The sequence below is a fragment of the Novosphingobium sp. genome, from assembly GCF_965228995.1.
Classification (GTDB): Bacteria; Pseudomonadota; Alphaproteobacteria; order Sphingomonadales; family Sphingomonadaceae; genus Novosphingobium.
Map to the genome: position 1 here is coordinate 1701396 of NZ_OZ245852.1, position 26771 is coordinate 1728166.

The following is a 26771-nucleotide window of genomic DNA, read 5'->3' on the forward strand; positions in this document are numbered from 1 at the left end:
GGATCTTTGGCAGGAAGTTGATGGAAGTGCAGCGGCAAAAGCTATCTCGCGGACTGCATAGACGGGTAATGACGTTACGTCGTCGATATGGCATATCTGCCCGATGCCTGTTCCGAATGAATTTGATCCATTGGCCGTCGAGAATGTGGGCGTCACCTTGGCCGTGGAGCTGCTGGAGCAGCCGTTAAGCAATATGCCACCGGAGAAGCCGTTCAGCGGCGCGGGCATCTATGCCCTATATTACTGCGGCTCACACACTGCCTATTCAACGCTTTGCAAGCTTGACGGAGGCCGGTTCAAATACCCGGTTTATATAGGCAAAGCGGCGGGGGAGAGCGCCAAGCAAGGGTTCAGCCCGCACGGAAGCAGTGAGCGCAAGCTGCATGGCCGCATCGTGGAACATTCGCGTTCAATTGAGGCAGTCGAGAATTTGGCGCTCGCTGACTTTCGCTGCCGCTATCTGGTGCTGAATGACGCATATATCACATTGGCCGAAGCGGTGATGATCCGGCTGTTCCGCCCGCCGTGGAACGGAATGAGCTTCGGCAGCAAAGTGGTTGGCAAGAACCGCATGACTGGCAAGCCGGGGTTGTGGGACGCGCTTCACCCGGGTCGGGGTGGCCGCCCAGCGGGCGTTGACCGCGCCGATCAAGCCGCAGAGCTTATAGGAAGGCGCTCCGCTGAATTAAGCCAAGACCTTGCTGATCCGACCCTTCGCCGCATGTATCAGCGGGTGATGAAGTTCGTGTGAGGCAGTCCCGAACTTCCGTCACTACGGCGGCGGCAAGTTTGCACGGCACCGCATTGCCGAGTTGACGCATGGTTTCAGTCCAGGAACCATGAAACACCATCTTGTCTGGAAAGGTTTGAAGCCGTGCACTCTCGCGGATAGTGAAATAACGCACCGATCCATCGGGACGTCGCAGCATGTTCTCACCGCCCGGCACGCCGTGCACGCCTGCCTTGAGCGTCTTGGCTGGTTCATCGAGCGGACTACCAGTGTGGCCGGGGTAGGACCTTGCGCCCGGTTGCAGCCTGTGGTCGTCATAGCCACTCGCGACACCGGGATGTAGTTCGGGGTCGGGAAGGTCCGAGATTGCGTCCCGCACCGTGCGCCATGGCTTCGCTTGCGGCATGATGCGAAGTTTCTCGGCGGCGCGCAACGTGGCATCGCTTACCAGCGGCCGGTGCCTTTTGGCTACTCGATGCAAGTCCCAATAGAGGTTCGTCCGCCACTGCGACCATAGCAGGGCCTCCTGCGTATGCGTCGGCTCTGGAAAGTGCCACTCCGCGCCCAAGTCTGCGCGAAAGCCGACGATGAACACCCGCTCACGTCTTTGGGGCACGCCATAATCTGCTGCGTTCAGTACGCGCATGACGACATGGTAGTGCAGGCCTTCGTGACGCCCTCGCGTCTCGTAATCTTCGAGCCGGGCAAGATGGTCCATCCAGGGCTCACTCTCGTGTTCAATCAGATCGGGATGGCGGAGCTGAAGACGGATGTACTCAAGATAATTGGCGAAGGTGGCGCGGGTCAGCCCCTTCACATTTTCGAACACGAACGCACGCGGGCGGAGTTCGCGCACGGCTCGGATAGCCTGCGGAAACATGTCGCGCTTGTCTAGGAAAGCACGGTGCTGGCCCCCGAGAGAGAACGGCTGACAGGGCGGGCCACCAGTGACCAGATCAACAGTGTCAGCGACAGAGCGGAAGTCGAACTTGGATACGTCAGCCTCGAACAGCGGCCATTGGTTCATAGGCGCCAAATTAAGATCGCGGTTGCGACGGATGGTGTCGCAGGCCCATTTGTCCCAATCAATTACGGCTGCTGGGTGGAAGCCAGCTTGGCTCGCGCCGATGCCGAGGCCGCCCGCGCCAACAAACAGTTCAATCGACCGCATAGAGGAAGTCCCGGACCTTGTTCTCTAATTGTTCGCCATCATTGCACTGCTGTTCGCTGATAATCAAGCTCTGCGAGTTTCGCTTGGTCTGCGCTGCGATCATGTGCCCGTCCCTCGCCCCGATTGCCTTTCAACATCGGGCATCCAAATTATGCTTCGAATTTGGCAGGCGCGCCAGCTTGCGCTCCGTTTCGCAGTGCCGATGCCAAAGCAATCTTGGATAAGTATCACCTCACTTGCACAAGGCCCAAACGCGCGGGGCCTAAGGTCAGTTCCGGTTCAAGCCAAAATCGCGGCTCTGGAGTTTTACCTTCCGCAGCTGCTCCATGGCGATGATCTCATCCATTGTGGCCGCTGACACGGCGACCTCAAGCACGCTTGCCTGTGCCCCCAAAGCCCGCCTGCACCGTAAGCCGATCAGCCCGTTGCGCCCACGAGCGCGCACCAGGTCCCTATTCGAGCCGCAAACAGCCTATCAGATAATCGAACGCCGAAACGCGCCGATAGTGATAGATGTCCAGTTCTCGGCCCATCTGCGCCGTCCTCACGCGCATGACAGGGGAGCGTGCCCTTCGATCTTATTCAGGCCGACAAAAAGTGTGCTGCCATCGGGTAGCACGAAAAATCTGGCCCAATAGCGGCTGGCGAACTAGGCTCGCCGTTCTGTGCGCTTTGATAGCGTTCAAACACAAGCACGGCATCGCGCCCCATTGCATATGGGGGCAGGCCATCGCTGGCAACATACTGGTGACGCATCAAGCGCACCTTGTCCGGCGAAAAGTCAGCCTCGGCCAACAACATGTTGAATGTCAGCCGGATGGTTCAAGGGCGTCCATCGTTGCGAACATGGCCGATGGCAACTCCAGCCCCGGATAGTCAACCTTGGCCATCACATCGGCCAGCTTCGTGACGGTGAAGCTCGACCCATAGGCCGCTGATACGCCCGGCGTTACCCGGCCTGTGATGGCGTTGCCGATTGGCGTGTTGTGCAAATCCACCTCTTTCAACGCATCCTCGAACGTGTGGCGGAAGCTGTGGAAGCACAATGCTGTGCCAGATAGTTCGAGCCGCTTAACGAGGCGGGCGAACCACTTTGACGTTGGATCGCCCCAACTCCCGTGCAGGTTCTGGGACGTGTCAGAGAATAACAACTCCCGCTTTGAGGCGCGAGCTGCTTCCACAAAGTCCCAAAAGCCGAGTTGGATCAGTTGGGCGTGGACGGGAACCGTGCGGCTCTTCTTCTTTTTCATATGGCGGACGCCGGGGCGGTGGCGGAAGTCAAACAGGCGGACACCGCCTTCCTCGACCATCTCACTGACCAACTGCCCACAAATTTCAGAGAGGCGCGCGCCGGAGTAAAGCGAGATCAGCGGTGCCCAATACCGAGAGGGCCTTTCCATCGTGGCGGTCCCACCGGGACCGCTGGCCCATGGTTCACACGCAAAGATGGCGTTGAGTTGATGAACCTTAAAAGGGTCGCGCTTGTCCTCGTCGGAGACAGGGTCTTTGACCTCGATCTTGGCCATCGGGTTTCCGACGATCCAGCCCTGGTTGCACCCGTATCGGATGATCGCCCCGAGCTTGTTCAGGTGGCTGTTGACGGTCGCCGGGCTGATCTTCGGCAGCCCTTCGCGATCAGCGATGCTGATCGCTTCGACTAGCGATTTGCCGCGTGTTGCCGGGCGCTTTTGGTAGTTTGAAGGCACCTCCAGCAAGCGTTTGCGAACACCGACACAAAAATCATTGTCGATCTCGGCGAGTGGTGTGTCCCTGCCGCAAATCTCCTCGATCACCCTGAAGATAATGACGTAGTTCTTCTCGGTGGAGGTTGACCAGTTAACGTCTCGTGCGGCACGGAATTTTGTGACCAGATCGCCCAAGGTCAGCGGCTGCTTACTGGGCTTTGGCGGGCTACGCCCAAACGCTTCGTCACCATCGGGATCACGTGTCATTCTTCCTTCGAGGAGACGAAGTTCGTCACGGTAGCTCTGCAATCGCGCCCTAAGTAGCATTTCGCAGATATACCGAAACGTCTCGCTTTCCTCGGCGAAAACCCAACCCCGTTCTTCGCACAGCCAACGTGCATCAAGGCTCATGATGTTCCAGTGGCCGTGGTCCACCATGTCCAGATGGTGTTCTATCATAGCACGATGGCCCTCGATGCGGTTTCTCCGGGTGGCTGGATCATCCCCGATGGGCATGGAAACCTTGCCACGCATGTTGACCCCCATGCGCCGGAAATGCGCATAGCAGGCCGCGTCGATGTCGTTCCGATCAGGCGCTACACGCGCACGACCAACAGCTTGCGTTGAAGGAGCCGCCGCTGTCCGGGCTTGGTCGATTAGGGCGGCTAAGTCGGCAACGGTGCGATGGTATACTCGTCTCACTTTGGCGAAATCGCCGCCAAGTGACTTCTTTAGCTCACCTTTTCCGACCGTAGGCCGCAACGGGCGCGGCACCTGCAGGCGCACCTCATAGCTGTGCCCCCGCTGATAGAGGTAATCGTAGCCTTCGACCCGCCGCTTGGATGCACTCATGTTTGGCCCCTATTTAGGACCAATCCTAGGACCAAGTAGTTGACGAAACCCCAACACTTCCGGGACTTTCCGGAAAGTGCTGGGGTTTGGGATGGGCTGGTGGGCCCGGCAGGATTCGAACCCGCGACCTAGCCGTTATGAGCGGCCAGCTCTAACCGCTGAGCTACAGGCCCACCTTGATCGTCCGGTTAATGCGGCGCTCGCCGATTGGCAAGCGTGGCTCAGAAGCGCACGGCGCCCATGATGTCAGCCACCGTGGCAGGGCGGATATCGCGCTGCTTGAGATAGGAGAAGACCGCGCGCCACCAGTCGTAGAGCTGGTCGAGGCCGTCCGCATCGCGCACGTAGGGGGTGAGCCCGGGGCGCAGCGAAGGGCTGTGGAACGAGAACACAAGGATCGGCAGGCCATCATCGAGTGCGATGTCGATGCCCTTGATCGCCTCGTCGATGCTGACGCCTTCAGGAGTCAGGGGAATACGCTCGAGCAGCGCCATCCGCGCAAGGAGGCCGCGCAGCTTGGGCATACGCCACATCGCCGGATAAAGCAGCGGGCCCTGCTGGCGCAGCATGCCCCAGAACACGGTGGTGAGCGGCAGTTCCATAAGTCCGCCGGGCCGATCAACCCACCAGGGCACCACCGGGTGTTCGTGGAAATTGGGGCCGCCGGTTGAGCTGTAGTCGAAGCGGGAGCGCACAGAGGTATCGATCGCGAGCCCTGCGCTGGAAAGGATCTCCGCGCTTGCCGGCCCGACGCCATACCGCCCGGCACGGTAGATCAGTGGTGCCTTGCCAAACGCGCGCTCGATCGCATCGTGCAGGGTGTTGAACTTTGCCGCTTCCAGCGCGGGCGGAAGATTGCCCGCGTAGCTGTTGAAGATGGTGACTTCTTCGTCGTGCGGGGGAGACACCCAGGGATGGAGCTGAACGCCGATTTCAGCGCGGCCGTTGGCGACGGCGTCTCCCAGCGCTTCAACCGCGGCGGGATCGGTCGCGATCGGATAGTCGATCAGATAGACCGGGGCGACGCCCATGCCTTCGCAGAATTGCTGGAAGCGGGCGAGCCGAGGTACGTGGCTTAGGCCATGGCCGGTGCGGCCGAGCGGCTGCGTCCAGTCAAATTCTTCCTCGGTATCGACCGTGACAATGAAGCGCTGACCGAAAGCTGGCGCGAAGCGCACGTGCTGCTTCGCATGCGGTACATCAAGAATGTTCGGCTGCGCCACGCCTCAGAAGATCCCCTTAGCCGGCCTGTCCGCCTGCTTTACCGCTTTGGCTAGGTGCATGGCGCGCGGCGGTCAAGAGCGGCAAGGTGACGTCAAGCCTTCCCGGCTCCCGCACCATGAGCCCGCCAGCGGCGCGAAGCTCTGCTGCGCACAGGCGCAGCGCGAAGCCACTGCCCAGCATTCCGCCGGGGCTGGCGAGACTGTCGGCAACCAGAAGCGGGGCAGTCTGGGCCGGTGAAGCGAGCGAGGCGGGCAGCGGCATGGTCAGACGGGCCGCATAGCCGCGCGGCCCCGCGCCGACGCGCAAGGAGAGCGCCATGCGTTCGCCCGGCGTGGCGGCGCTGGCGATCAGCGAGAGCAGCCGCCACAACGTGCGCTCGAGATCATCATAGTGCACCGCGACAGGCAGCGGGCCTTCTGGGAGATCGTGAGACAGCGCTGCCTCACGCGGGGCTAGCAGCGGATCAAGCTGCGCAATCAGCCGGAGGAGCAGCGCGGTGAGATCGGTTTCTCCGTCTGCCGGGCCGGGATGCGTTGCTGCTGCGGTTTCAAGCAGCGCGAGCCGCTCCACATCCTCGAACCCCGCGAGCATGCGTGCGGCGTCGGAGGCAATCCCTGCGGCGAGGCTGCGATATTGGTGGGGCGTGGGGCCCAGCATCTGCTGCTGGATCAGTTCGGCGAAGCCCTGGATCGCGTTGATCGGGGTGCGCAGCTCGTGCAGCATCTGGCGTAGCCGGTCCGCGCTGCGGGAGGCCTCGTCGTCGTTGGCCGCGGGCATCCCGGCAACGGACAGTATCGGCGGGCGGCGCAGGCGAGCGTGCCAGCCCAGGAAATGCCCGGTATCGGGGGCGAAAGCGGGTACGGCATCGATCTGCCAAGCCCCTTCGATCATCCCGGGACCTTCGAATTCCAGTCGGCCGCCAGTCACCGGCAGGCGCGCACGGGCCGCGGCGAGCGTGGCGGGATCGCAGGCGACCGGGGCATCCGGATCCGCTGCGAAGGGCCGCAGCCCGACAAGCGCACCGGCCAGTGCGGCATTGGCGGCGATCACCGTGCCATCGGCATCGAGTGTGAGATCCGCCATCGTGACCGCAGGCGGCGCGGGATGCACTTCGTCGGCAAAGGGCAGATGGCTCTGGACACTGGCCGGCTGATCAGCGCCGAGAAACCGCGCGCCCTGCGGCATGTCACGCGCGCGGCGGAACGCCTCGATGCGGGCGATGATCGCGCCGATACCCTCACCAGCCGGGCTGGCGGCTGCTTCGGGGGGCTGCGGCGGCGTGCCGATTTGCGCAATGGCTTGCGGGAGAGGCACGACCTGCGCTTCGGGCTGGCCTTCCTGCGCAAAGCCCGGCGGCAGCGGGAGGGCGAAATCGGTGATGCCGAACCGTGCCAGCAAAGCTTCGACGTCCGGCCCCAGATCGCGGCGGTGGCGCAGAAAACCGCGCGCCTGGACAGGAAGATCGGGGATGAGCTGGAGCCATTCGCGCTCCTGCAAGCGTGCCGAAGTGATCGCGGCAAGTGCCACTTTGGGACCGGCTTCGGCAAAGTGTTCGACAAGGATTGGTGAACGCAGGGTTGCCGAGGCGATCAGGGCAGCACTCGCGCTCTCACCCAGCATGGCGCTCAGCGCATCAAGCCTGGTCAGTGCTCCGACATGCTGCTCGGTCCAGCACGCAGCCGGGGTGCGGCCAAGCAGATCGAGCAATTGGCGCATCTGTGTGGCGACCGCGCCCGGTCCGGCCGCGGCGGTGCGCAGCACGGTTTCGAGGCGATCGTCGACAATCATGCGTTCTCCGAGCGAGGGCAAGGCAATGTACAGCGCGCCCGTGTGGTTACCGGGACCCTAACAAAATGCGGGTGGGCTGGAAGGGGTCTGTTGATTGCGTTGCATTGTGGGACGATTGCGATATTAAACAACAAAATTATCAGTGGAAGCCGCACAAGGTGTGGAAAGTTACCAAGATTGGTCAGTCAGCCTCCTGCATGCCGCGTGATTGGCTGGCATGGCAAGAGGAGGCGTTAACCAATCGATCCGAAACCGAGCATCCGAGCGTACGCAAGGCATAAAGAGAACCATGGCAACTCTTGACGGGATTGATCGGCGTCTGCTCGCCGAATTGCAGGATGAAGGGCGTGTAACCAATGTCGAGCTGGCGCAGCGCGTCGGCCTGACGGCGCCGCCCTGCCTGCGGCGGGTGCGCGCGCTTGAGGAAGCAGGCGTGATCCGGGGCTATCATGCCGAGCTTGATCCCTCGAAGCTGGGCTTCGCCATCACCGTTTTCGCGCTGGTCAGCCTGAAAAGCCAGGCCGAGGAATCGCTGCGCCAGTTCGAGGAGCACATGCGCACTCTTCCCGAAGTGCGCGAGTGCCATATGCTCAACGGCGAGATCGATTTCATCCTCAAGATCGTCAGCCGCGATCTGCAAAGCTTCCAGGAATTCCTGACCAGCAAGCTGACGCCCGCGCCCAATGTGGCAAGCGTCAAGACTTCGCTGACGATCCGCACGGCCAAGCAGCTGCCGGGCGTGCCGCTGGTCGATTGAGACCGGATACGTAGTTATCCGGAGCGCGCAGTTCATTACCTTTCGCCGATTTAGTGCCCTCTCCGTTAGGCCTGTAACCGCGCATTTCTCCGTCTTTTGGCGTCCTCCGTCCGCTTGCCCGCGCGGGAGGCCGAAGCAAGGAATCTTAACGATCATCGGTTAGTCCACCGCATAACAGATTGGAACGTACCCTTTGTGCTCCCGCGCGCCGAACGGCTGCCGGATGGTGCAACGCGGTGCGCGCGGGGACCCAGAATGGTAGAAATCGTCAAGGTTGGCGGCGAATTCCTCGTCAACACCCAGACCACGGGCTTTCAGGAACTGCCATCGATCATCGGGCTCTCCGGCGGGGGCTTCGTGGCGACCTGGACCGACTATTCCGCCGCAAGCGGCCTCGGCGTGGCCAAGGCGCAGCTCTACAGCGCGGCTGGCACCAAGGTGGGCGGCGAATTTGCAGTGGCAGGCGGCGCGGCCACCGACCAGTCGTTCCCCACCATATCCAGCCTTGCGGGCGGCGGGTTCGTGGTGACCTGGACCGAGGCGGGCATCCAGTCGGACTACAAGATCAAGGCGCAGGTCTACAGCGCGGGCGGCGCAGTGGTGACACCGGCGTTTCTGGTCAACAGCACGACCTGGACGCAGCAGGGCGGCGACAACCTGCCCGGCAATCATAATCCCACGATCACCGGCCTTTCCGGCGGCGGTTTCGTGGTTACCTGGCAGGACTATGCCGGAACCGCAGGCGATGCGAGCGGCGCAGGAATCCTTTCGCAGCTCTACAGCGCGGCGGGCATGCCGGTGGGAAGCGCGGCACGGGTGAACACGCAGACCACCGGCGATCAGACCCAGCCGATGGTCACCAGCCTTTCCAGCGGCGGCTATCTCGTGACGTGGATGGACGGCAATGTGGTCGATCCGCTGACAGGCCTGCCGGGGGCGGCCATGAAGGCACAGCTCTTCAGCGCAGCCGGTGCCAAGATCGGCGGCGAGATCGCAGTCGACGCAGAAGTGCAGAGCGATCAGGCGCTGCCTGTGGTTACGGGGCTCGCCACGGGCGGTTTCGTGGTGGCGTGGCAGGATTCGCACCCGGCAACGGGCGAGCCCGATACCCTCATCCGCGCGCAAGTATTCAGCGCAGCCGGCGCCAAGGTGGGCGCCTCGCTGGTGGTGAGCGATGCGGGCCCCGGCGAGCGGGATTTCCCCGCGATTGCCGGGCTGCCGAACGGCGGCTTCGTGGTGACCTGGCAGCATTTCCTCACCCCCACGAACAGCGACATCAAGGCGCAGGTCTTCGATGGCGACGGGACCAGGCTCGGCAGCGAAATGCTGATCAACACGGTGACCTCGGGCTATCAGGAGCGCCCGGTCATCACCAGCGTGACCGGGGACGGCTTCGTCATCGCGTGGGGCGATAGCAGCGGCCTCGGCGGCGATGCCGATGGCACCAGCATCAAGGCGCAGATGTTCAGCTACGGCGCCTACAATGTGATCACCGGTACCGACGGGATCGATGCGCTCACCGGCACGAGCCGCGACGACCACATCATCGGCCTTGCCGGGAATGACACCCTGACCGGCCTCGGCGGCAACGACCTGCTCGATGGGGGCGCCGGCAGCGATACCATGATCGGCGGGATCGGCGATGATACCTATGTCGTCGATGTGGCCGGCGACGTGGTGACCGAAGTGGCCGGGCAGGGCACCGATACGGTGCAGACGACGCTCGCGAGCTATACGCTGGGCAACAATGTCGAGAACCTGACCTTCACGAACAATTCCGCGCACACCGGCACCGGCAATGTGCTGAACAACGTGCTCACGGGCGGCGGCGGCGCGGATAATCTCAATGGCGGCGCCGGGGTGGACCGCATGGTCGGCGGGCTGGGGAACGACATCTATACCGTCGACAACCTGGGTGACACGACGATCGAGGGCGTGGGCGAGGGGACCGATACCGTCAATGCGTCGATCAGCTGGACGCTGGCCGCCAATGTCGAGAACCTGACGCTTTCGGGCACGGCCGCGATCAACGGCACGGGCAATGGCGATGCCAATGTGTTGACGGGCAACAGCGCGAACAACGTGCTTACGGGCCTCGGCGGCAACGACACGCTGAACGGCGGGGCCGGTGCCGATACGATGATCGGCGGCCAGGGCAACGACAGCTACATCGTGGACAACGCTGGCGACGTGACCACCGAGGCAGTGGGCGAGGGGACCGACAGCGTCTCCGCCTCGATCACGTGGACGCTGGCGGCCAATGTCGAGAACCTCACGCTTTCAGGCACGGCGGCGATCAACGGCACCGGCAATGGCGATGCCAACGTGCTGACCGGCAACGCCGCGAACAACGTGCTCACGGGCCTTGGCGGCAACGATACGCTGAACGGCGGTGCGGGCGCCGATACCATGATCGGCGGGCTCGGCGATGACATCTACGTTGTCGAAAACGTGGGCGATGTGGTGACCGAACTTGCCGGGCAGGGCACAGACCTCGTCACGTCCTCGATCGCCTGGACCCTCGGCGCCAATGTCGAAAACCTGACGCTTTCGGGCTCGGCCGCGATCAATGGTACCGGCAACGGCGATGCCAACGTGCTCATCGGCAATTCGGGCGCGAACGTGCTGACCGGCCTTGGCGGCAATGACACGCTGAACGGCGGCGCGGGCAGCGATACGATGATTGGCGGGCTTGGAGACGATACCTATGTCGTCGATTCGACCGGCGACGTGGTGACTGAACTTGCAGGCGAGGGCACCGATCTCGTGCAGACCACGCTATCGAGCTACACGCTTGGTGCCAACGTCGAAAACCTCACTTTCACGAACTCCTCAGCGCATACCGGCACCGGAAATGCGCTGGCCAACGTGATCACTGGCAATGCGGGCAACGATACGCTGAGCGGTGGCGCCGGGGCGGATAGGCTGATCGGCGGCTTCGGCAACGACAGCTATGTGGTGGACGATGCCGGCGATGTGGTGACCGAATTCGCCGGGCAGGGCACCGACCTCGTGACCGCTTCGGTCAGCTATGCCCTTTCCGCCAATGTCGAGAACCTGACACTGTCAGGCACGGCCGCGATCAATGGCACCGGCAATGGCGATGCCAACGTGCTGACCGGCAACAGCGGCAACAACATCCTCACCGGGCTTGGCGGCAACGATACGTTGAACGGCGGGGCCGGTAACGACACCATGATCGGCGGGCTGGGCGACGACATCTACGTTGTCGATGCAGCGGGTGATGTGGTGACCGAGCTCTCTGGCGAGGGCACCGATACGGTGCAGACCGTGCTCGCGAGCTATACGCTGGGCGCCAATGTCGAGAATCTGACGTTCACCAATTCCTCGACGCACACCGGCATCGGCAATGCGCTGGCCAACGTAATTACCGGCAACAGCGGCAATGATGTGCTCGATGGCGGCGCAGGCGCGGATACGCTGATCGGCGGCGCGGGCAACGACAGCTATGTCGTGGACAATATCGGCGACGTGACGACCGAGGCGGCCGGCGGCGGGACCGACCTCGTGACGGCATCGCTCAACTGGACGCTGGGGCTGAATATCGAGAACCTGACGCTTTCGGGCAGCACGGGCATAGACGGCACTGGCAACACGCTCGACAACGTGATGATCGGCAATAGCGCGAACAACGTGCTTTCGGGGCTCGACGGCAACGATACGCTGACCGGCGGTCTGGGCAATGACACGCTGCTGGGCGGGATCGGCAATGACCGGCTGGCAGGCGGCGCCGGGAACGACGCGCTGAACGGCGGGGCGGGGACGGACACGTTCGTGTTCGACAGCGCGCCCAACGCGGCGACCAATTTCGATACGCTGCAGGATTTCACCTCCGGCACCGACAAGCTCTCGTTCAGCCGCGCGGTCTATACCGGCTTTGCCGCAACGGGCGCGATGGGCGTCGATGCGTTCTGGTCGGGTGCGGGGGTGAATGCGGCGCACGATGCGACCGATCGGTTCATCTACAACACGACGACCGGGGTGCTGTGGTATGACGCGGATGGCACGGGATCGACCGCTGCGGTGCAGGTTGCGCTGCTGACGGGCGCCCCGGCGCTGGCCTATACCGATTTCCTGATCGCCGCTTAGGAGCGGCTGCTCACTCCCGACCCTCTGCAACCGGGAGTGGGGATCGCCTGCCCCAGCCAGCCCACCTACGTCACCCGCGCGCGTGGCGAAGCAATCCTTGCCCGCCAGAGCCCATGCTCAGACTTTGCCTTCTGCCGCCTGTTCGTGGTGGCGGATGACTTCTTCGATGATGAAGCGGAGGAACTTCTCGCTGAACTCGGGATCCAGCTTGGCATCGACCGCCAGTGCGCGCAGGCGGGCGATCTGGCGGTCCTCGCGCGAAGGGTCGCTGGCGGGAAGCTGGTGCGCCGCCTTGTAGGCACCGACCGCCTGGGTGATGCGGAAACGTTCGGCCAGAATGTGGATCATCGCCGCGTCGATATTGTCGATGCTCTGGCGGTAACCGGCCAGAACCGGGTCTTCGCTCATCCCAAATCTCCGTTCATTCGCCCCGCCGCAGGGGGATGCGGCCCGCTGTGGCACAACTTGCATCTTGCCAAGCGCCGGTGGGCAGGCCAAGCGGGCGAGCGATGACCGCTACCATCCACCCTCTACCCCGCCGCGCCGAGCCTTCGTTGCAGCCGCTCATGGCGCTCGTGGCCGATGGCATGAACAGTGTCAACGAAGTGATCCTCAGCCGGATGCAATCGCGCATCCCGCTGATCCCGGCGCTCGCTGGGCATCTCATCGCTGGCGGCGGCAAGCGCATGCGCCCGATGCTCACCCTCGCGAGCGCCTCGCTGCTGGGATACGGCGGCAGCCGCCACTACAAGCTGGCCGCGACGGTGGAGTTCATCCACACCGCCACCCTGCTGCATGACGATGTGGTCGATGGCTCTGGCATGCGGCGCGGCAAGCAGGCCGCCAATATCATCTACGGCAACCCGGCAACCGTGCTGGTGGGCGATTTCCTGTTCAGCCGCAGCTTCGAACTGATGGTCGAGGATGGCAGCCTCAAGGTGCTCAAGATCCTCTCGAATGCGTCCGCAGTGATCGCGGAGGGCGAAGTCGACCAGCTTGTCGCGCAGCGGCAGGTGGAAACGAGCGAGGAACGGTACCTCGCGATCATCAATGCCAAGACTGCGGCGCTGTTCGCCGCCGCCTGCCGCATTGCCGCCGTGGTGGCAGAGCGCAGCGAGGCCGATGAGCTTGCGCTCGACAGCTATGGCCGCAACCTCGGCATCGCGTTCCAGCTGGCGGACGATGCGATCGACTACGATTCGGACGCATCCGAAATGGGCAAGGACCAGGGCGACGACTTTCGCGAAGGCAAGATGACCTTGCCGGTGATCCTCGCCTACGCGCGCGGTTCGGCCGAAGAGCGCACGTTCTGGCAGGAAGCGATTGCCGGGGATCGCAACAGCGATGCCGATCTCGCCCACGCGGTTGCGCTGATCCGCAAGCACGAGGCGGTGAACGCGACGCGCGAACGCGCGCGCCATTATGTCCAGCGCGCGATCGATGCGATTGCGGCGTTCCCGGCGAGCGCGGCCAAGTCGGCGCTAACCGAAGCGGCAGAGTTTGCGGTCGCACGGCGGTATTGAACGGCGCTAGGCGGACGCGGGGAAGCGCGCGCCGAAAGGCTCTCCGGGCAGACGTGCGGCGTTGGCGACGAAACTGACGGTGTGATAGGCGCCGCATAGCGCGAAAATCTCGAGCTGCTGTTCCTTCGTCCAATCGGCAATGAAGCCGGCATGGAGCGCATCGTCCAGCCGGCCCTTGCAGCACAGTGCGTCGATCACGTCGAGCAGGCGGGCCTCGGTTTCATTCCACAGTGCAGGATCGATGGCGGCGGACGTAGTCGCGGCAATTTGTTCGGGCGAGAAGCGTGCGGCCTTCGTGAAAATGCTAACGTGAACGCCCCACTCGTACTCGCAGGCGCGGTTTGCGGTTGTGCGCAGGATGACGATCTCACGGAACCGCAGCGGCAGCGGGCTTTCCCGGTCGAGCAGATTGGGCACGCCTTTGCGCAAGAAGCGCAGGCTGTTCGCGAAAGTGCGGAACAGCGTGAGGATATAGCCGTCCTGCTGCGGATAGCCCGCGAGGATGGCGGCAACTTCGGAAGGATAGGGTTCGAACAGCGGGGCGAGCTGGTTGGCCACGATGCGTTCCTTCTGCTACAGGATCAGTAGCGAGTTTATGCTACAAAAAATGTAGCGTCAATCAGGAGGGCGCGCGTGGCCAAGCTTCCCGGCATGCCGGTCAGGGGATCGCAGACCGGGCGGCCGATCATGGTGCTGCTCGATGTGCTGGGCCAGCGCTGGACGCTGCGCTTGCTGTGGGAACTGGGGCAGGGCCCGGCGACGTTTCGTGTGCTGAGGGCACGCTGCGACGAAGTTTCGCCAGCGCTGCTGAACCAGCGCCTCAAGAACTTGCGAGAACTGGCGCTGATCGAGCAGGGCGAAGCGGGCTATGCGCTGACCGGGCATGGCATGGCGCTGGCGCAGAAGCTCGCCACGCTCGATGGTTGGGCCAACGAGTGGGCGGCGATGCTGGAGGTGCGGAACGAGTAAGCGCTGGTTGTGCGGCTCTGGTTCCCCGCCTGCGCGGGGATGACGAAACAAAAGAACCGGGGGTGACGAAGCAAAAGACCCTTCGCCCCCCCCAAAAAAAACTTCGTCATTCCCGCGCAGGCGGGAATCCAGAGCGGCCGCGCCTCACCCCATCGGATACATGATCTCGCGGCTGACCGCGTTCACCGCCTTCATCGCTTCCTCCGGCAGAACCAAGTCCGCCGCCGCAAAGATCGGCGCGCACTGTTCTTCGGTTGTCACGCCGACGATGGTCGAGGCGACGAAATCGTGCTGCTTCGACCATGCGACCGCGAAGGTCACCGGATCGAGGCCATGCTCGGCCGCGATGGCCGCGAAGCGTTCGGCGGATTCGATCGACTTCTCGTTGACGAAGCGGCGCGCCATGCTCGCCTGACGGCCGCCCATTTCGAGGTACTTCGAGAAGCGCGCACCGTCAGGGCGGGCGCCGCCGCTGTACTTGCAGGCGAGCACGCCGCCGCCGATGGGCGAATAAGGGATCAGGCTGACGCCTTCCTTGCGGCAAACTTGCGCCAGTTCATCCTCGAAGCGGCGGTTGTTGAGGCTGAAGTTGTTCTGGATCGTGTGATAACGCGCGGCGCCGACGGCCTTGGCGGCTTCGATCGACTTCATCAGGCCCCACGAGGTTTCGTTCGAGCAGCCGAGCACGCGCACCTTGCCGGCGCGGACGAGTTCGTCGAGCACTTCCATTGTCTCTTCATAAGACGTGTCGTGATCGGGCCAGTGGGTCTGGTAGAGGTCGATGTAATCGGTGCCGAGCTTCGTGAGGCTGTCCTCCACCGCGCGGATGATGTTGTGCCGGTCAAGCGCGGTCATGCCGTTGCGCTTGGGGCTCTTGAACCAGACGTGGCTGGGGCCGGAGACCTTGGTGGCCATGATGATCGCATCGCGCGGCTTGGTCTTCATCCACTTGCCGACGATTTCTTCGGTGCGGCCAACCCACTTTGCATCGGGCGGCACGGGGTAGCCTTCGGCGGTGTCGTAAAAATTGATGCCCGCGTCGTAGCTCATGTCGAGGATGCGCAGCGCGGTGGCTTCATCGGCCTGGCTGCCGAAGGTCATTGTGCCCATGCAGATATCGGAAACGACAATAGCAGAAGTGCCAAGGCGGCGGTGTTGCATGTTGTGGGGTGCTCCAGGAAGGTTTGACGTACAGGGTGGCGCGGCGGCGCGGGCCGGTCAAGCGCAGCGCGGAATATGAGTTTAAGGTCTGGTGAAATCGGGGGCGCGCTAGTGCGGGCGCTTGCCGATCAGCCACCACAAGGCGCCAACAGCCAGCAGCGCCGCCGTGGCAATCAGGACGGCGATGACCACCCCGCCGGCAAGAATGCTTGTGAGGATTGCGACGAGAATTTCGATGCTGGTCCTCATGCGTAGCGCCCTAGCATGGATTGCGGGGCCGCAAGAGGGTGCTTAGGGCAAAGAACGTGAGTGACCTTCCCATCCATGCAGTCTTGCCACAGTTGCTGGACGCCTTGCGCGTCAGCGCTGCTGCCGTGCTGATCGCGCCGCCGGGCGCGGGCAAGACGACGGCGGTCGCGCCCGCGCTGATCGGCGAGGACTGGTGCAAGGGCCAGGTTGTCGTGCTCTCGCCCCGGCGCGTGGCGGCGCGGGCTGCGGCCGAGCGGATGGCCGAAGTGATGGGGGAGCAGGCGGGGGAAACCGTCGGCTATGTCACCCGGCTCGATGCAAAGCGCGGCCCGCGCACGCGGATCGTGGTGATGACCGAGGCGATTTTCGTCTCGGCGCTGCTAGCCGATCCTGAACTTGACGGCATTTCGGCAGTGCTGTTCGACGAGGCGCACGAGCGCGGGCTGGGCAGCGATCTGGCGCTCGCGCTTTCGATCGAGGCGCAAGGGGTGCTGCGCGATGACCTGAGGCTGGTGGTGATGTCCGCCACGCTCGATGGGGCGCGGTTTGCGCGGCTGCTGGGGAATTGCCCGGTGGTGGAAAGCGAGGGCAAGGCGCATCCACTTGCCATTCGCTGGCTGGGTTCGCGGCCGGACCTGAAGCCGGAGCAGGCCGCCGCAAGCGCGGTGGTGCAGGCCTGGGGCGAGGAGGCGGGAGATATTCTCGCGTTCCTGCCCGGCGTCGCGCAGATCGAGCGCTGCGCCGACTTGCTGGCAGAGCGGCTGCCGCAGGCGCTGGTGCTGCCGCTGCATGGGCAAGTCGAGCCTGCGGGGCAGCGCGCTGCGATCCGGCGCGACGCGGGGGGGCGGCGGCGTGTGGTGCTGGCAACGAGCATCGCGGAAACCTCGCTCACTCTCGACGGTGTGCGGATCGTGGTCGATGCGGGGCTGTCGCGGCGTTCCGAATTTGACAAGACGGCGGGCGTCTCGCGGCTGGTAACGGTGCGCGCAAGTCAGGCCTCGGCAGCGCAGCGCGCGGGGCGTGCAGCGCGGCAGGGGCCGGGTGTCGCCTACCGCCTGTGGGAAGAAGCGGCCCATGCGGGGCGCGAAGCCTTCGATCCGCCGGAGACGCTGACAAGCGATCTGGCACCGCTTGCGCTGACGCTGGCCCAATGGGGGGCGGGAGATCCGGCTGACATGGCGTGGATCGATCCGCCACCGCTAGCGGCGATGGCCGCGGCGCGGGGCCAGCTTGCGGCGCTCGGTGCGCTGGATGCGGAAGGCCGGATCACGGCGCATGGGCGCGCGATGGCCTCGCTACCGATGGAGCCGGCGCTGGCTCACATGCTGCTCTATGCGGCGGCGCGGGGGCAGGCGGACGAGGCAGCGCGGCTGGCGCTGCTGCTGCAGGAGCGCGGCCTCGGCGGGCGCGGCGAAGATCTTGCCTCGCGGCTGGAGCGCTGGGAGCGTGAGCGGGGCTCACGGGCGGAGGCTTCGCGCAAATTGGCGGCGCGCTGGGCGAAGGCGGCGGAGCGGGCTGCGCGCGAACTGGGGGTTAAGCAGGGGCAGCAGGCACCGCTCAGCGTGCTGCTGGCGGAAGCTTTCCCGGACCGGATCGCGCGGGCGCGTTCAGCGAACGGGGAGGAATGGCTCGCATCGGGCGGGCGGGGCTACCGGCTTGATCCGGCAAGTTCGCTGGTCCGCGCTGGCTGGCTGGTGATCGGCGATGCGCAGGGCGAGGCCAAGGGCGCGCGGATCACGGCCGCACTGGCGCTCGAGGAAGCCGAAGTCACGCGGCATCTGGCGCACCGCATCGAGGCACGCCACGCGCTGGCGTGGAATGCGGCCGAAGCGCGCATCGAGGCGCGGCTCGAGCGGCGGCTGGGCGCGATCGTGCTGGCCCGTGTGCCTGATCCGGCGCCGGAAGCAGCGGCGGTCGAGGCTCTGCTGCTGGAACGGTTGCGGGCCGAAGGGCTGGGGCTGCTCCCGCTGGGCGACAAGGCCTTGGCGCTGATCGAACGGGCGCGGTACGCCGGGTTGGAGGCGCTTTCGCAAAGCGCCTTGCTGGCTGAGGCGGAGGGCTGGCTCGGGCCTCTTCTGGCGGGGCGCAGGGATTTCCAGATCAGCGCGGGCAAACTGCACGAGGCGCTGCTCGCCCGGCTGGACTGGAACGATCGTAGCGCGCTTGACCGGCTGGCACCGGCGGAATTCACTTCACCGGCCGGGACGAGCCACGCGATCGACTATGCACATGAAGGCGGGCCGATGGTGGAACTCCGGGTGCAGGCGCTATTCGGCCTCGACAAGCACCCGACGATCGGTGATCCCCAAAGCGGAACGGCGCGCCCGCTGCTGCTTTCGCTCACCTCGCCGGGGCAAAAGCCGATCCAGACGACCGCCGACCTGCCGGGCTTCTGGCGCGGTTCATGGCGTGATGTGGTGAAGGACATGAAGGGCCGCTATCCCAGGCACCGCTGGCCGGAAGCGCCTTGGGAAGAGGAAGCGAGCCTTCGGACCAAGAACGCATTTCAGGCGGGGAAGCGGTGAGATTTGTGTCTGGTCGCTCTGGATCCCCGCCTGCGCGGGGATGACGATCCGTTGGGGACTGGCCCTGCTTCCTTCGTCATCCCCGCGCAGGCGGGGATCCAGAGCGGCAATCTCCGCATTTCGGGCCATCACAGACTTGATTTCAGCCATGATTCGTGGCCAAGGGGCACAATGTCTGCACGCATCTATCAGCGCCCGAAAAATGCCATGCAATCTGGCCGGTCACGCACCGATCAGTGGGTACTGGAATTCGCCCCGGCCGAGGCGCGGCGGCCCGATCCCCTGATGGGCTGGGCCGGATCCGGTGACACGCAGGTGCAGGTGGTGCTGACGTTTGGCTCGGCGGACGAGGCAAAGGCCTATGCCGAAAAGTACGGCATTGCCGTCCATGTCAGCCCGGTGCCGCCCAAGCGGCTCAAGCTGCAGAGCTACGCGGACAATTTTCGGTAATCGCATCTCGCCTTAGCGCGGGATTGCATTTTTCGGCGAGCGCCGCCATATGCGCCGCGGGAGTCGGGCGGACGTTAGCTGTCGCCAACCTGGTCAGGTCCGGAAGGAAGCAGCCACAACGATGTGCGGCGGGTCGCCCGGCTCCTTTATTCCAATTTACAGTCTGACCAAAACCCCGCTCACCCTGAGCTTGTCGAAGGGTATTGGCGCGACAGTTGGGTTTGATGCTTCAACAAGCTCAGCATGAGCGGGTTGTGGATGGAGTGTAGCTCACTCTCCGCCAGCAATGCCCTTCATCCGTGAGCGCGCTTCGTTGCGCGATCCTGTTGCGGGCACCACGCCGCTGACTTTGCCGAGGCCGAAGGGCACCATGTTGCCGTAGATCGTCTCGCTGCCGTGTTCGGGCACGACGTAGGTCTCATGGAAAATGCCCACTGTGCCATCGTTGCCGATCGCCTTGTTGAAGGCGGTCCATGCCGGCCAGTGCTGCTTCTCCCGGGCGCGGGCATAGGCCTCGAGGCTGTCGAAATCGCGCCAGTATTGCAGCAGGACCACGGTGCGCAGGCTGCGCAGGAGAAACTCGTAGCCGAGGAAGCCACTTGCGGGATCGCGCGAGACTTCGGCGAGCATCGGACCCATCGACTGGAACACCGGCCACCACTTGCCAACCTTGTGGAAGTGATTGATCCGCATGCCGATCACGAAGACGACAAGGGACCCCTGATGGGCGGCGGTCATCCGGCCGGGTGTGACAGTGCTCATGGGCGCAGGCTTCTCGTTTGCAAGCTGTCTGTCAATCCCCGGCGAGATGGGCCGGGGGGCTTCGACAATTGGCGCGGGAGGGCCTAATCAGGGGCCATGGCCGATTCCACCGACATGTTTGGCGCACCAATCGCCGATGAGCCCGAGGACGATGGTCCCTCGGCGGCGGAGCTTGAGGCCGCGGGGCAGGCTTCGATGTTTGGCGATCCCGCGCCGGCACCGGCCGCCCATGTGGTGAAGGAAGAGCGCGCGCCGCCGCCGGTTGCCTCGCCTGCGCCGGTGCCATCCGGGCAGCCCTATCGCGTGCTGGCGCGCAAGTACCGGCCGCAGACCTTTGCCGAACTGATCGGGCAGGATGCGATGGTCCAGACGCTGGGCAACGCGATCCGGCGCGGGCGGCTGGCGCATGCCTTCCTGATGACCGGCGTGCGCGGCGTCGGCAAGACCTCGACCGCGCGCCTGATCGCCAAGGCGCTCAACTGCATCGGTCCGGACGGGCAGGGCGGGCCGACGATCGACCCGTGCGGGGTATGCGAGCCTTGCGTCGCGATTGCCGAGGGGCGGCACATCGACGTGATCGAGATGGACGCCGCGAGCCACACCGGCGTCGACGACGTGCGCGAGATCATTGAGGCGGTGCGCTATGCCGCGGTTTCGGCGCGCTACAAGATCTACATCATCGACGAAGTCCACATGCTCAGCCGCAACGCGTTCAACGCGCTGCTCAAGACGCTGGAGGAGCCGCCAGCGCACGTGAAGTTCCTGTTCGCGACGACTGAGGTGGACAAGCTGCCGGTGACGGTGCTCTCGCGCTGCCAGCGGTTTGACTTGCGCCGCATCCAGACGCCGGTGCTCGCTGCACATTTCGCCAAGGTATGCGAGGCGGAAGCCGTCGTGGCAGAGGACGAGGCGCTGGCGATGATCGCGGCGGCAGCGGAAGGATCGGTCCGCGACGGGCTCTCGATCCTCGATCAGGCGATCAGTCATGCCGATATGGCCATGGGATCAGAGTGCGGCGGGGAGGTAACCGCCGCGCAGGTCCGCGAAATGCTCGGCCTTGCCGACAAGACCATGCAGCGCCGCCTGTTCAGCGCCGTGATCGGCGGCAAGGGCGACGGCGTGCTCGAAGAAGTGGCGAGCCAGTTCGCGCTGGGGATCGAACCGGTCGCGATGATGCGCGCGCAGCTCGATCTGGTACACAAGATCACCGTGACGCAGATTTCAGGTGCGGCGGACGCGCGGTCAGCAGAAGAGCGCGAGGCGCTGGAAGGCTGGGCCAAACGGCTTGGCGCCGGGGCGCTGCACCGGCTGTGGCAGCTGCTGCTGAAGGGCTACGAGGAAGTGCGCGGCGCGCCCGATCCGCTGGTGGCGGCGCAGATGGCGCTGCTGCGGGTGATGCACGCGGCGGACTTGCCGGACCCGGGCGGCCTGATCAAGCAGCTTGAAGCTTTTGCCGCCAATCCTCCGGCCGTGCCGGTAGCAGCGCCTGCGGGCAGCGCGGCCGCGCCTGCCGCCGCTGCGCCGCCGAGCGCGGAGGCCGTGGCGGCGCAGTGGGCGCGGCTGGTCGAGCAGGTCGAGCAGGTCTCGCCGCTGATCGGATCGGCAATGCGCCTTTCCGTGCGGGTGGTCTCGCTTGCGCCGGGACATCTCGTCTATGCGCTGGCGCCCGGCATTCCGGGCGATCCCACGGCGGACATGCGGCGCGGGATCGAAGGCGCGACGGGCGGGGCCTGGCGGGTGGAGCGCAGCAGCGATCTGGCCAGCGCGATGCCCAGCCTTGAGGAAGCGCGCGCGGCGGAGGCTGCGCGCGAGGACGCGGCCTTGCGCGAAGACCCTCTGGTGCGCGCGGCGTTCGCGGCGTTTCCGGGGGCTGAAATGATCGATGAAAGCGCTATATCGGCGCAAGAACGGAAACCTTGGAGCAAACGCGCATGAAGTCGATGGAAGAGATGATCCAGGCCGCGCAGGCCGCAGCCCAGACCATCCAGAAGCAGATGGAAGACGCGCAGGGGCGGCTCGACCAGATCGAGGTCGAGGGCGTGGCGGGTGGCGGCCTTGTGAAGATCAAGGCCTCCGCCAAGGGCCGCGTGATTGGCGTCGCGATTGACGACAGCCTGATGGACAAGGCCGAGAAGGGCATTCTGGAAGATCTGGTCGCGGCCGCCTTCAACGATTGCCGCCAGCGCGCCGATGCCGCCGCGGCCGAGGAAATGCAGAAGGTGCAGATGGCGGCGGGCATTCCCCCGGGCTTCAAGCTGCCATTCTGAACGCACGCGGCGGTCTGGTGTCTGGGGGGCACAGTCGCTATACTGTAATATCACTCAAATTGAACGAGCCGGCGGTTTGTCGGCTGGCTCGCCCCACGAAGGTCCTTTCCCCCTGAGCGCATTTATCCTGTTTGCTGCCGCCGCGATGGCCAGTACCCCGCCTGCCGACGTTCTTCCGCCCGCACCGACCACCCCGGCGGCGGCGCCTGCGGTACAGCCCCCGGTTGCGCAGCCGCCTGTCGCTAAGCCGTCTGTCGCTCAGCCGCCTGCCAATGACGAATTGCCGCCACTGCCGGGCGAGATCGTCGTCTCGGGTGTGCTTAAAGCCCCGCCGGGCGATCCGCTCGCGAAGGTGAACGAGACGAGCTACGACGTGCTGCAGGCGGTGGACGATGCGTTCGTCGGCCCGGTGGCGAATGTCTACGAGAAAGGCGTGCCGCGCCCGCTGCGCATGGCCTTGCGCAATTTCATCCGCAACGTGCGCGAACCGGTGGTGGCCGCCGCCTTCATGCTCGAGCTCAAGCCCGGCAAGGCGTTTGAAACCGTCGGCCGGTTCGGCATCAATTCGACCATCGGGCTCGGCGGGACGATCGACGTTGCGCGCAGCAAGCCGTTCAACCTGCCCTATCGCCAAAACGGCCTGGCCAATGTGCTGGGCTATTATGGCGTGGGTCCGGGGCCTTACCTGTTCTTGCCGCTGGTCGGCCCGACCACTGTGCGCGACCTATTCGGTCTGATTGCGGATCGATTGGTCGTGCCGCTGGCCGTGGGCAAGCCGTTCAACAAGCCGTATTACGCCATTCCGATCGGCGTGATCGACTCGATCGACTATCGCAACGAGGCGGACGAAGACTTCAAGCGGCTGCGCAAGGCGGCCGATCCCTATGCCACCTATCGCCGGGTCTACCTGCAATCGCGGATCGACCAGATCGAGGCGCTGCATGGCCGCGGGCCGCTGGCGAAGGGGCAAGTGCGCTATGGCCCGTTCGCACGGCCGGTGGGCGCCGCGGCTGCCCCGGTGTCGGCGGCAGAGAAGCGAGTGATGGAGCAGGACGACAAGGCAGCGGATGCGGCGGCGGGGCAGGAAGCTGCGCCTGCTGCGCCCACGGTGCCGGACGTGGCGGCACCCCCGGCTCCGCCGCCAGCCCCGCCAGCGCCGCCGCTGCCCCCGGTGTTCATTTCGCAGCCGGTCGTGCAGCCGCTGCCCTGAAAGGCCTCGGCAGGGGGACCAGGTGCCTCTGCGTTGCAATTGCTGGCAGCGTGATGCACATCAGGGCTGCACTTTAGCAGGACAGGGCAGCAGGCATGGGGGGGTTGATCCGCAATCCGGGAAGCCTCGCCGTGTCCTTGTGCGGCAGTCTTGTCCTGGCCTCTCCGGCTTCAGCGTCGCCCGATGCGCCCAAAACGATACCCGTCGCCTACAAGGTCGTCTGCGACGAGCCGGCTGTCTGCAAGAGCCTCGAAGGCCGCATCGCCGATCTGTTCGGAAGGCAGCCGGGCTATGTCGTCCGCGAAACCTTCCCCTCCGCCAGGCTCATTGTCTACGTGGTGCGGGACTCCGGTTCGAACATCGATCCGAACGGCTACGTCGTTTCCATCGCCCATGTGCAGAACCTTGAAGCCATTTATATCGCGCAAAAGCTTCTGTTGGAGAAACCGACAACCGACGAGGGCCTCAAGGGTGCTGTCACGGCGCTGATCAACGATCAGGGGACGATGAGCTTCCTCAACGCGGCACATCTGGACGACGCGTCGGACGCCAAGGTCGACATATTGGCGCGGTTCATCGTCAACCAGTTCTTCGAAAAGACACCGGCGCGGCCGCAGGACTGACCGCAAGTGCCGTCAGGACGGCCTCGCGGTTCCTCATCCACAATCCCGGCACAAGGGGCCATTGCGGGCAGGGGAGCGGGCTCCCATATTCACATTCAAGAGAACCTGCCGTTCTCTCTCCCGGCGGCAGGGTGAATGGAATTGATGGTATGACACATTATCCCTTGCTTCCCCTGCGCGACATCGTCGTGTTTCCCGGCATGGTCGTGCCGCTGTTCGTGGGCCGTGAGAAATCGGTCGCGGCGCTGGAAACGGCGATGGCGGGTTCGAAGGAAATCTTCCTGCTCGCGCAGCTCGATCCGGGCTGCGACGATCCGGACCGCGACGATCTGTACGATACCGGCGTGATCGCCACCGTGCTGCAGCTGCTGAAGCTGCCCGATGGCACGGTGCGCGTGCTTGTCGAAGGCCAGCAGCGCGCTGAACTCAAGGCGCTCACCACCGAGACGGTGAGCGAAGGCGAACTGGTGCGCGCCGAAGTCGAGTTGATCGAACCGGCTGAAGTCTCCGGCGCAGAAATCGCCGGGATGATGCGTTCGGTCGTCGAGCAGTTCGGCGAATATGCCAAGCTTTCCAAGAAGCTGCCGCAGGATGCGGGATCGCAGCTCGGCGATATCGAAGATGCCGGCAAGCTGGCCGATGCGGTCGCCGCCAACCTTGCCGCGCGCGTCGCGGAAAAGCAGGCCGTGCTCGCCGAGGCCGATCCGATGAAGCGGCTCGAGATGGTGCTCTCCTTCATGGAGGGCGAGCTTGGCGTGCTGCAGGTGGAGCGCAAGATCCGTGGCCGCGTGAAGCGCCAGATGGAGAAGACGCAGCGCGAGTACTACCTCAACGAGCAGCTCAAGGCGATTCAGTCTGAGCTGGGTGGCGGCGATGACGGCGAAGGCAACGAGATTGCCGAGCTGCAGGAAAAGATCGAGACGCTCAAGCTTTCCAAGGAAGCGCGCGCCAAGGCGACGGCGGAGCTCAAGAAGCTGCGCACGATGCAGCCGATGAGCGCGGAAGCGACTGTCATCCGCAACTACCTCGATGTGCTGCTCGGCCTGCCCTGGGGCAAGAAGTCGAAGCTCAAGAAGGACATCGCGGCGGCGCAGGCCGTGCTCGACGCGGATCACTATGCGCTCGACAAGGTCAAGGACCGCATCATCGAGTATCTCGCAGTGCAAGCGCGCACCAACAAGCTGAAGGGGCCGATCCTGTGCCTCGTCGGCCCGCCGGGTGTGGGCAAGACCTCGCTGGGCAAGTCGATCGCCAAGGCAACCGGCCGCCAGTTCGTGCGCCAGTCGCTGGGCGGCGTGCGCGACGAGGCCGAGATTCGCGGCCACCGGCGCACTTATATCGGCTCGCTGCCGGGCAAGATCGTGACCAATCTCAAGAAGTCGGGCACGTCTAACCCGCTGTTCCTGCTCGACGAGATCGACAAGCTGGGCCAGGACTTCCGCGGCGATCCCGCCTCGGCGCTGCTCGAGGTGCTCGATCCGGAGCAGAATGCAAAGTTCCAGGATCATTACCTTGAGCTCGATCTCGATCTCTCGGACGTGATGTTCGTGTGCACTGCAAACAGCCTCAATCTGCCGCAGGCGCTGCTCGACCGGATGGAGATCATCCGGCTTGAGGGCTATACCGAGGACGAAAAGGTCGAGATTGCCGAACGCCACCTGATCGCCAAGCAGATCGAGGCGCATGGCCTCAAGACGGGCGAATTCACGCTCGAGCAAGCAGCGCTGCGCGACCTCATCCGCTACTACACTCGTGAAGCCGGTGTCCGCACGCTGGAGCGCGAGATCGCGCGGCTGGCAAGAAAGGCACTGCGGCGGATTCTGGAGAAGAAGGAAACCGCGGTCACGGTCACGCCGGAAAACCTCCCGGACTTCGCTGGTGTGCGCAAGTTCCGCCACGGCATGTCCGATGAGGAGAACCAGGTCGGCGCGGTGACGGGCCTTGCCTGGACGGAAGTCGGCGGCGAACTGCTGACGATCGAAAGCGTGACGGTTCCCGGCAAGGGCACCGTCAAGACCACCGGCAAACTCGGCGAAGTGATGAGCGAGAGCGTCCAGATGGCGTTCAGTTTCGTCAAGGCGCGCGGGCCGCAGTACGGGATCAAGCCGTCGATCTTCAATCGCAAGGACCTCCACATCCACTTGCCTGAAGGCGCGGTGCCCAAGGACGGCCCGAGCGCGGGCGTGGGCATGGTGACGGCGATGGTCTCGACGCTCACCGGCATCCCGGTCCGTGCCGATGTGGCGATGACCGGCGAGGTTACGCTGCGTGGGCGCGTGCTCGCGATCGGCGGGCTCAAGGAAAAGCTGCTGGCCGCGCTGCGCGGCGGCATCAAGACGGTGCTGATCCCCGAAGAGAACCGCAAGGATCTTGCCGAAATCCCGGCAAACATCCGCGAGGGGCTGGAGATCCTGCCCGTGAGCCATGTCGACGAAGTCCTGGCCCGCGCGCTCGCTGCGCCGATCGAGGCGATCGAGTGGACCGAGGCCGACGAATTGGCGGCCGGGCCGGCCCCGACGCTCGGCGGCGGAGCCACTGCGCCAACCGCACACTGAAGGCGCATTTATTGCGGTGCAGCATGACATGTCATGCTGCACCCATGCGCTGCAGCATTAACCTTTGTGGGACCAGTCCATACCTTCCAGCCGCGAGGTCAGGGGGGCCGAGTCAGGGACTGGCCGGATTCTGGCGCTTTTTCGGCGATTTTGGGCGTTT

21 protein-coding genes, 1 tRNA gene and 1 other RNA gene are annotated in these 26771 nt (G+C 64.4%); 13 read left to right on the plus strand and 10 right to left on the minus strand.

Annotation, left to right across the window (positions count from 1 at the left end; all coding sequences use genetic code 11):
- Window positions 1–130 precede the first annotated feature (130 nt).
- The gene (locus tag ACO056_RS08060) at window positions 131–751 is read left to right on the plus strand and encodes an Eco29kI family restriction endonuclease (protein WP_421854391.1); all 621 of its coding nucleotides are present in this window, start codon (window positions 131–133) and stop codon (window positions 749–751) included.
- Here ACO056_RS08060 and ACO056_RS08065 read toward each other — a convergent pair.
- The 5 genes from ACO056_RS08065 to ACO056_RS08085 all read right to left on the minus strand — a co-directional run bounded on the left by ACO056_RS08065 (window position 663) and on the right by ACO056_RS08085 (window position 7450).
- Entirely contained in the window at window positions 663–1901 is a 1239-nt protein-coding gene (locus ACO056_RS08065) for a DNA cytosine methyltransferase (RefSeq protein ID WP_421854394.1), read from the minus strand. The two genes, ACO056_RS08060 and ACO056_RS08065, sit on opposite strands and share 89 nt — an antisense overlap.
- An 809-nt stretch (window positions 1902–2710) precedes the next feature.
- Window positions 2711–4438: a DUF6538 domain-containing protein gene (locus ACO056_RS08070; RefSeq protein WP_421854397.1), complete on the minus strand. Its 1728-nt coding sequence runs from the start codon at window positions 4436–4438 to the stop codon at window positions 2711–2713.
- Between the two features lie 97 nt (window positions 4439–4535).
- Window positions 4536–4611, minus strand: a tRNA-Ile gene (locus tag ACO056_RS08075).
- Between the two features lie 48 nt (window positions 4612–4659).
- A complete protein-coding gene (locus tag ACO056_RS08080) occupies window positions 4660–5661 on the minus strand; it encodes a polysaccharide deacetylase family protein (protein ID WP_421854400.1) in 1002 nt (333 codons plus the stop codon).
- A 16-nt stretch (window positions 5662–5677) separates the two neighbouring features.
- Window positions 5678–7450: a histidine kinase dimerization/phospho-acceptor domain-containing protein gene (locus ACO056_RS08085; RefSeq protein ID WP_421854403.1), complete on the minus strand. Its 1773-nt coding sequence runs from the start codon at window positions 7448–7450 to the stop codon at window positions 5678–5680.
- 289 nt (window positions 7451–7739) lie between these two features.
- Here ACO056_RS08085 and ACO056_RS08090 point away from each other — a divergent pair, with 289 nt between their 5' ends.
- Together ACO056_RS08090 and ACO056_RS08095 are read left to right on the plus strand one after the other, a co-directional pair.
- A complete protein-coding gene (locus tag ACO056_RS08090; RefSeq protein ID WP_421854406.1) occupies window positions 7740–8207 on the plus strand; it encodes an Lrp/AsnC family transcriptional regulator in 468 nt (155 codons plus the stop codon).
- A gap of 255 nt (window positions 8208–8462) precedes the next feature.
- Entirely contained in the window at window positions 8463–12317 is a 3855-nt protein-coding gene (locus tag ACO056_RS08095) for a beta strand repeat-containing protein (protein ID WP_421854409.1), read from the plus strand.
- A 117-nt stretch (window positions 12318–12434) separates the two neighbouring features.
- Here ACO056_RS08095 and ACO056_RS08100 read toward each other — a convergent pair whose 3' ends face one another.
- Entirely contained in the window at window positions 12435–12725 is a 291-nt protein-coding gene (locus tag ACO056_RS08100; RefSeq protein ID WP_421854412.1) for a chorismate mutase, read from the minus strand.
- 101 nt (window positions 12726–12826) lie between these two features.
- Between ACO056_RS08100 and ACO056_RS08105 the strand changes: the two genes are divergently transcribed.
- Window positions 12827–13840: a polyprenyl synthetase family protein gene (locus tag ACO056_RS08105; protein WP_421854415.1), complete on the plus strand. Its 1014-nt coding sequence runs from the start codon at window positions 12827–12829 to the stop codon at window positions 13838–13840.
- Window positions 13841–13846: 6 nt separating this feature from the next.
- Here ACO056_RS08105 and ACO056_RS08110 read toward each other — a convergent pair whose 3' ends face one another.
- On the minus strand, window positions 13847–14398 hold the full coding sequence (locus ACO056_RS08110; RefSeq protein ID WP_421854417.1) for a carboxymuconolactone decarboxylase family protein: 552 nt from the start codon (window positions 14396–14398) through the stop codon (window positions 13847–13849).
- 75 nt (window positions 14399–14473) lie between these two features.
- On the opposite strand from ACO056_RS08110, the gene ACO056_RS08115 reads away from it, so the two are divergent.
- Window positions 14474–14809 (plus strand): winged helix-turn-helix transcriptional regulator, encoded by a 336-nt coding sequence (locus tag ACO056_RS08115; RefSeq protein WP_421854419.1) that lies wholly within the window; start codon window positions 14474–14476, stop codon window positions 14807–14809.
- A gap of 144 nt (window positions 14810–14953) precedes the next feature.
- Here ACO056_RS08115 and ACO056_RS08120 read toward each other — a convergent pair whose 3' ends face one another.
- Both ACO056_RS08120 and ACO056_RS08125 read right to left on the minus strand, forming a co-directional pair.
- Window positions 14954–15970 carry an aldo/keto reductase gene (locus ACO056_RS08120; protein WP_421854421.1) on the minus strand — a complete coding sequence of 339 codons (1017 nt, stop codon included), beginning with the start codon at window positions 15968–15970 and terminating at the stop codon, window positions 14954–14956.
- A gap of 108 nt (window positions 15971–16078) precedes the next feature.
- Window positions 16079–16219: a hypothetical protein gene (locus ACO056_RS08125; protein ID WP_421854423.1), complete on the minus strand. Its 141-nt coding sequence runs from the start codon at window positions 16217–16219 to the stop codon at window positions 16079–16081.
- A 56-nt stretch (window positions 16220–16275) separates the two neighbouring features.
- Between ACO056_RS08125 and hrpB the strand changes: the two genes are divergently transcribed.
- The 3 genes from hrpB (at window position 16276) to ffs (ending at window position 19345) form a co-directional block, all read left to right on the plus strand.
- Window positions 16276–18744, plus strand: coding sequence for an ATP-dependent helicase HrpB (gene hrpB / locus ACO056_RS08130; protein ID WP_421854426.1), 2469 nt, complete (start codon window positions 16276–16278; stop codon window positions 18742–18744).
- 171 nt (window positions 18745–18915) lie between these two features.
- Window positions 18916–19194, plus strand: coding sequence for an ETC complex I subunit (locus tag ACO056_RS08135; protein WP_421854428.1), 279 nt, complete (start codon window positions 18916–18918; stop codon window positions 19192–19194).
- Between the two features lie 56 nt (window positions 19195–19250).
- Window positions 19251–19345: signal recognition particle sRNA small type (gene ffs, locus ACO056_RS08140), an RNA gene on the plus strand.
- A 119-nt stretch (window positions 19346–19464) separates the two neighbouring features.
- Here ffs and ACO056_RS08145 read toward each other — a convergent pair.
- Complete coding sequence (locus ACO056_RS08145) at window positions 19465–19956, minus strand: DUF4188 domain-containing protein (protein WP_421854431.1); 492 nt, start codon at window positions 19954–19956, stop codon at window positions 19465–19467.
- Between the two features lie 96 nt (window positions 19957–20052).
- On the opposite strand from ACO056_RS08145, the gene ACO056_RS08150 reads away from it, so the two are divergent.
- The 5 genes from ACO056_RS08150 (at window position 20053) to lon (ending at window position 26611) form a co-directional block, all read left to right on the plus strand.
- A complete protein-coding gene (locus ACO056_RS08150) occupies window positions 20053–21891 on the plus strand; it encodes a DNA polymerase III subunit gamma/tau (protein ID WP_421854434.1) in 1839 nt (612 codons plus the stop codon).
- Window positions 21888–22223, plus strand: coding sequence for a YbaB/EbfC family nucleoid-associated protein (locus ACO056_RS08155; protein ID WP_421854437.1), 336 nt, complete (start codon window positions 21888–21890; stop codon window positions 22221–22223). Before ACO056_RS08150 ends, ACO056_RS08155 begins: the two co-directional genes overlap by 4 nt.
- A 145-nt stretch (window positions 22224–22368) precedes the next feature.
- A complete protein-coding gene (locus ACO056_RS08160; protein ID WP_421854440.1) occupies window positions 22369–23433 on the plus strand; it encodes an MlaA family lipoprotein in 1065 nt (354 codons plus the stop codon).
- Between the two features lie 95 nt (window positions 23434–23528).
- Window positions 23529–24056: a hypothetical protein gene (locus ACO056_RS08165; protein WP_421854443.1), complete on the plus strand. Its 528-nt coding sequence runs from the start codon at window positions 23529–23531 to the stop codon at window positions 24054–24056.
- A 149-nt stretch (window positions 24057–24205) separates the two neighbouring features.
- On the plus strand, window positions 24206–26611 hold the full coding sequence (lon, locus tag ACO056_RS08170; protein WP_421854446.1) for an endopeptidase La: 2406 nt from the start codon (window positions 24206–24208) through the stop codon (window positions 26609–26611).
- Window positions 26612–26771 lie beyond the last annotated feature (160 nt).

Bases quoted from the DNA above. Each gene is read 5' to 3' on its own strand.
- ACO056_RS08065 (WP_421854394.1), bottom strand. From the start codon at position 1,901: ATGCGGTCGATTGAACTGTTTGTTGGCGCGGGCGGCCTCGGCATCGGC.
- ACO056_RS08070 (WP_421854397.1), bottom strand. From the start codon at position 4,438: ATGAGTGCATCCAAGCGGCGGGTCGAAGGCTACGATTACCTCTATCAG.
- ACO056_RS08085 (WP_421854403.1), bottom strand. From the start codon at position 7,450: ATGATTGTCGACGATCGCCTCGAAACCGTGCTGCGCACCGCCGCGGCC.
- ACO056_RS08090 (WP_421854406.1), top strand. From the start codon at position 7,740: ATGGCAACTCTTGACGGGATTGATCGGCGTCTGCTCGCCGAATTGCAG.
- ACO056_RS08095 (WP_421854409.1), top strand. From the start codon at position 8,463: ATGGTAGAAATCGTCAAGGTTGGCGGCGAATTCCTCGTCAACACCCAG.
- ACO056_RS08100 (WP_421854412.1), bottom strand. From the start codon at position 12,725: ATGAGCGAAGACCCGGTTCTGGCCGGTTACCGCCAGAGCATCGACAAT.
- ACO056_RS08105 (WP_421854415.1), top strand. From the start codon at position 12,827: ATGACCGCTACCATCCACCCTCTACCCCGCCGCGCCGAGCCTTCGTTG.
- ACO056_RS08120 (WP_421854421.1), bottom strand. From the start codon at position 15,970: ATGCAACACCGCCGCCTTGGCACTTCTGCTATTGTCGTTTCCGATATC.
- ACO056_RS08125 (WP_421854423.1), bottom strand. From the start codon at position 16,219: ATGAGGACCAGCATCGAAATTCTCGTCGCAATCCTCACAAGCATTCTT.
- ACO056_RS08135 (WP_421854428.1), top strand. From the start codon at position 18,916: ATGTCTGCACGCATCTATCAGCGCCCGAAAAATGCCATGCAATCTGGC.
- ACO056_RS08145 (WP_421854431.1), bottom strand. From the start codon at position 19,956: ATGAGCACTGTCACACCCGGCCGGATGACCGCCGCCCATCAGGGGTCC.
- ACO056_RS08150 (WP_421854434.1), top strand. From the start codon at position 20,053: ATGGCCGATTCCACCGACATGTTTGGCGCACCAATCGCCGATGAGCCC.
- ACO056_RS08155 (WP_421854437.1), top strand. From the start codon at position 21,888: ATGAAGTCGATGGAAGAGATGATCCAGGCCGCGCAGGCCGCAGCCCAG.
- ACO056_RS08160 (WP_421854440.1), top strand. From the start codon at position 22,369: ATGGCCAGTACCCCGCCTGCCGACGTTCTTCCGCCCGCACCGACCACC.
- ACO056_RS08165 (WP_421854443.1), top strand. From the start codon at position 23,529: ATGGGGGGGTTGATCCGCAATCCGGGAAGCCTCGCCGTGTCCTTGTGC.
- lon (WP_421854446.1), top strand. From the start codon at position 24,206: ATGACACATTATCCCTTGCTTCCCCTGCGCGACATCGTCGTGTTTCCC.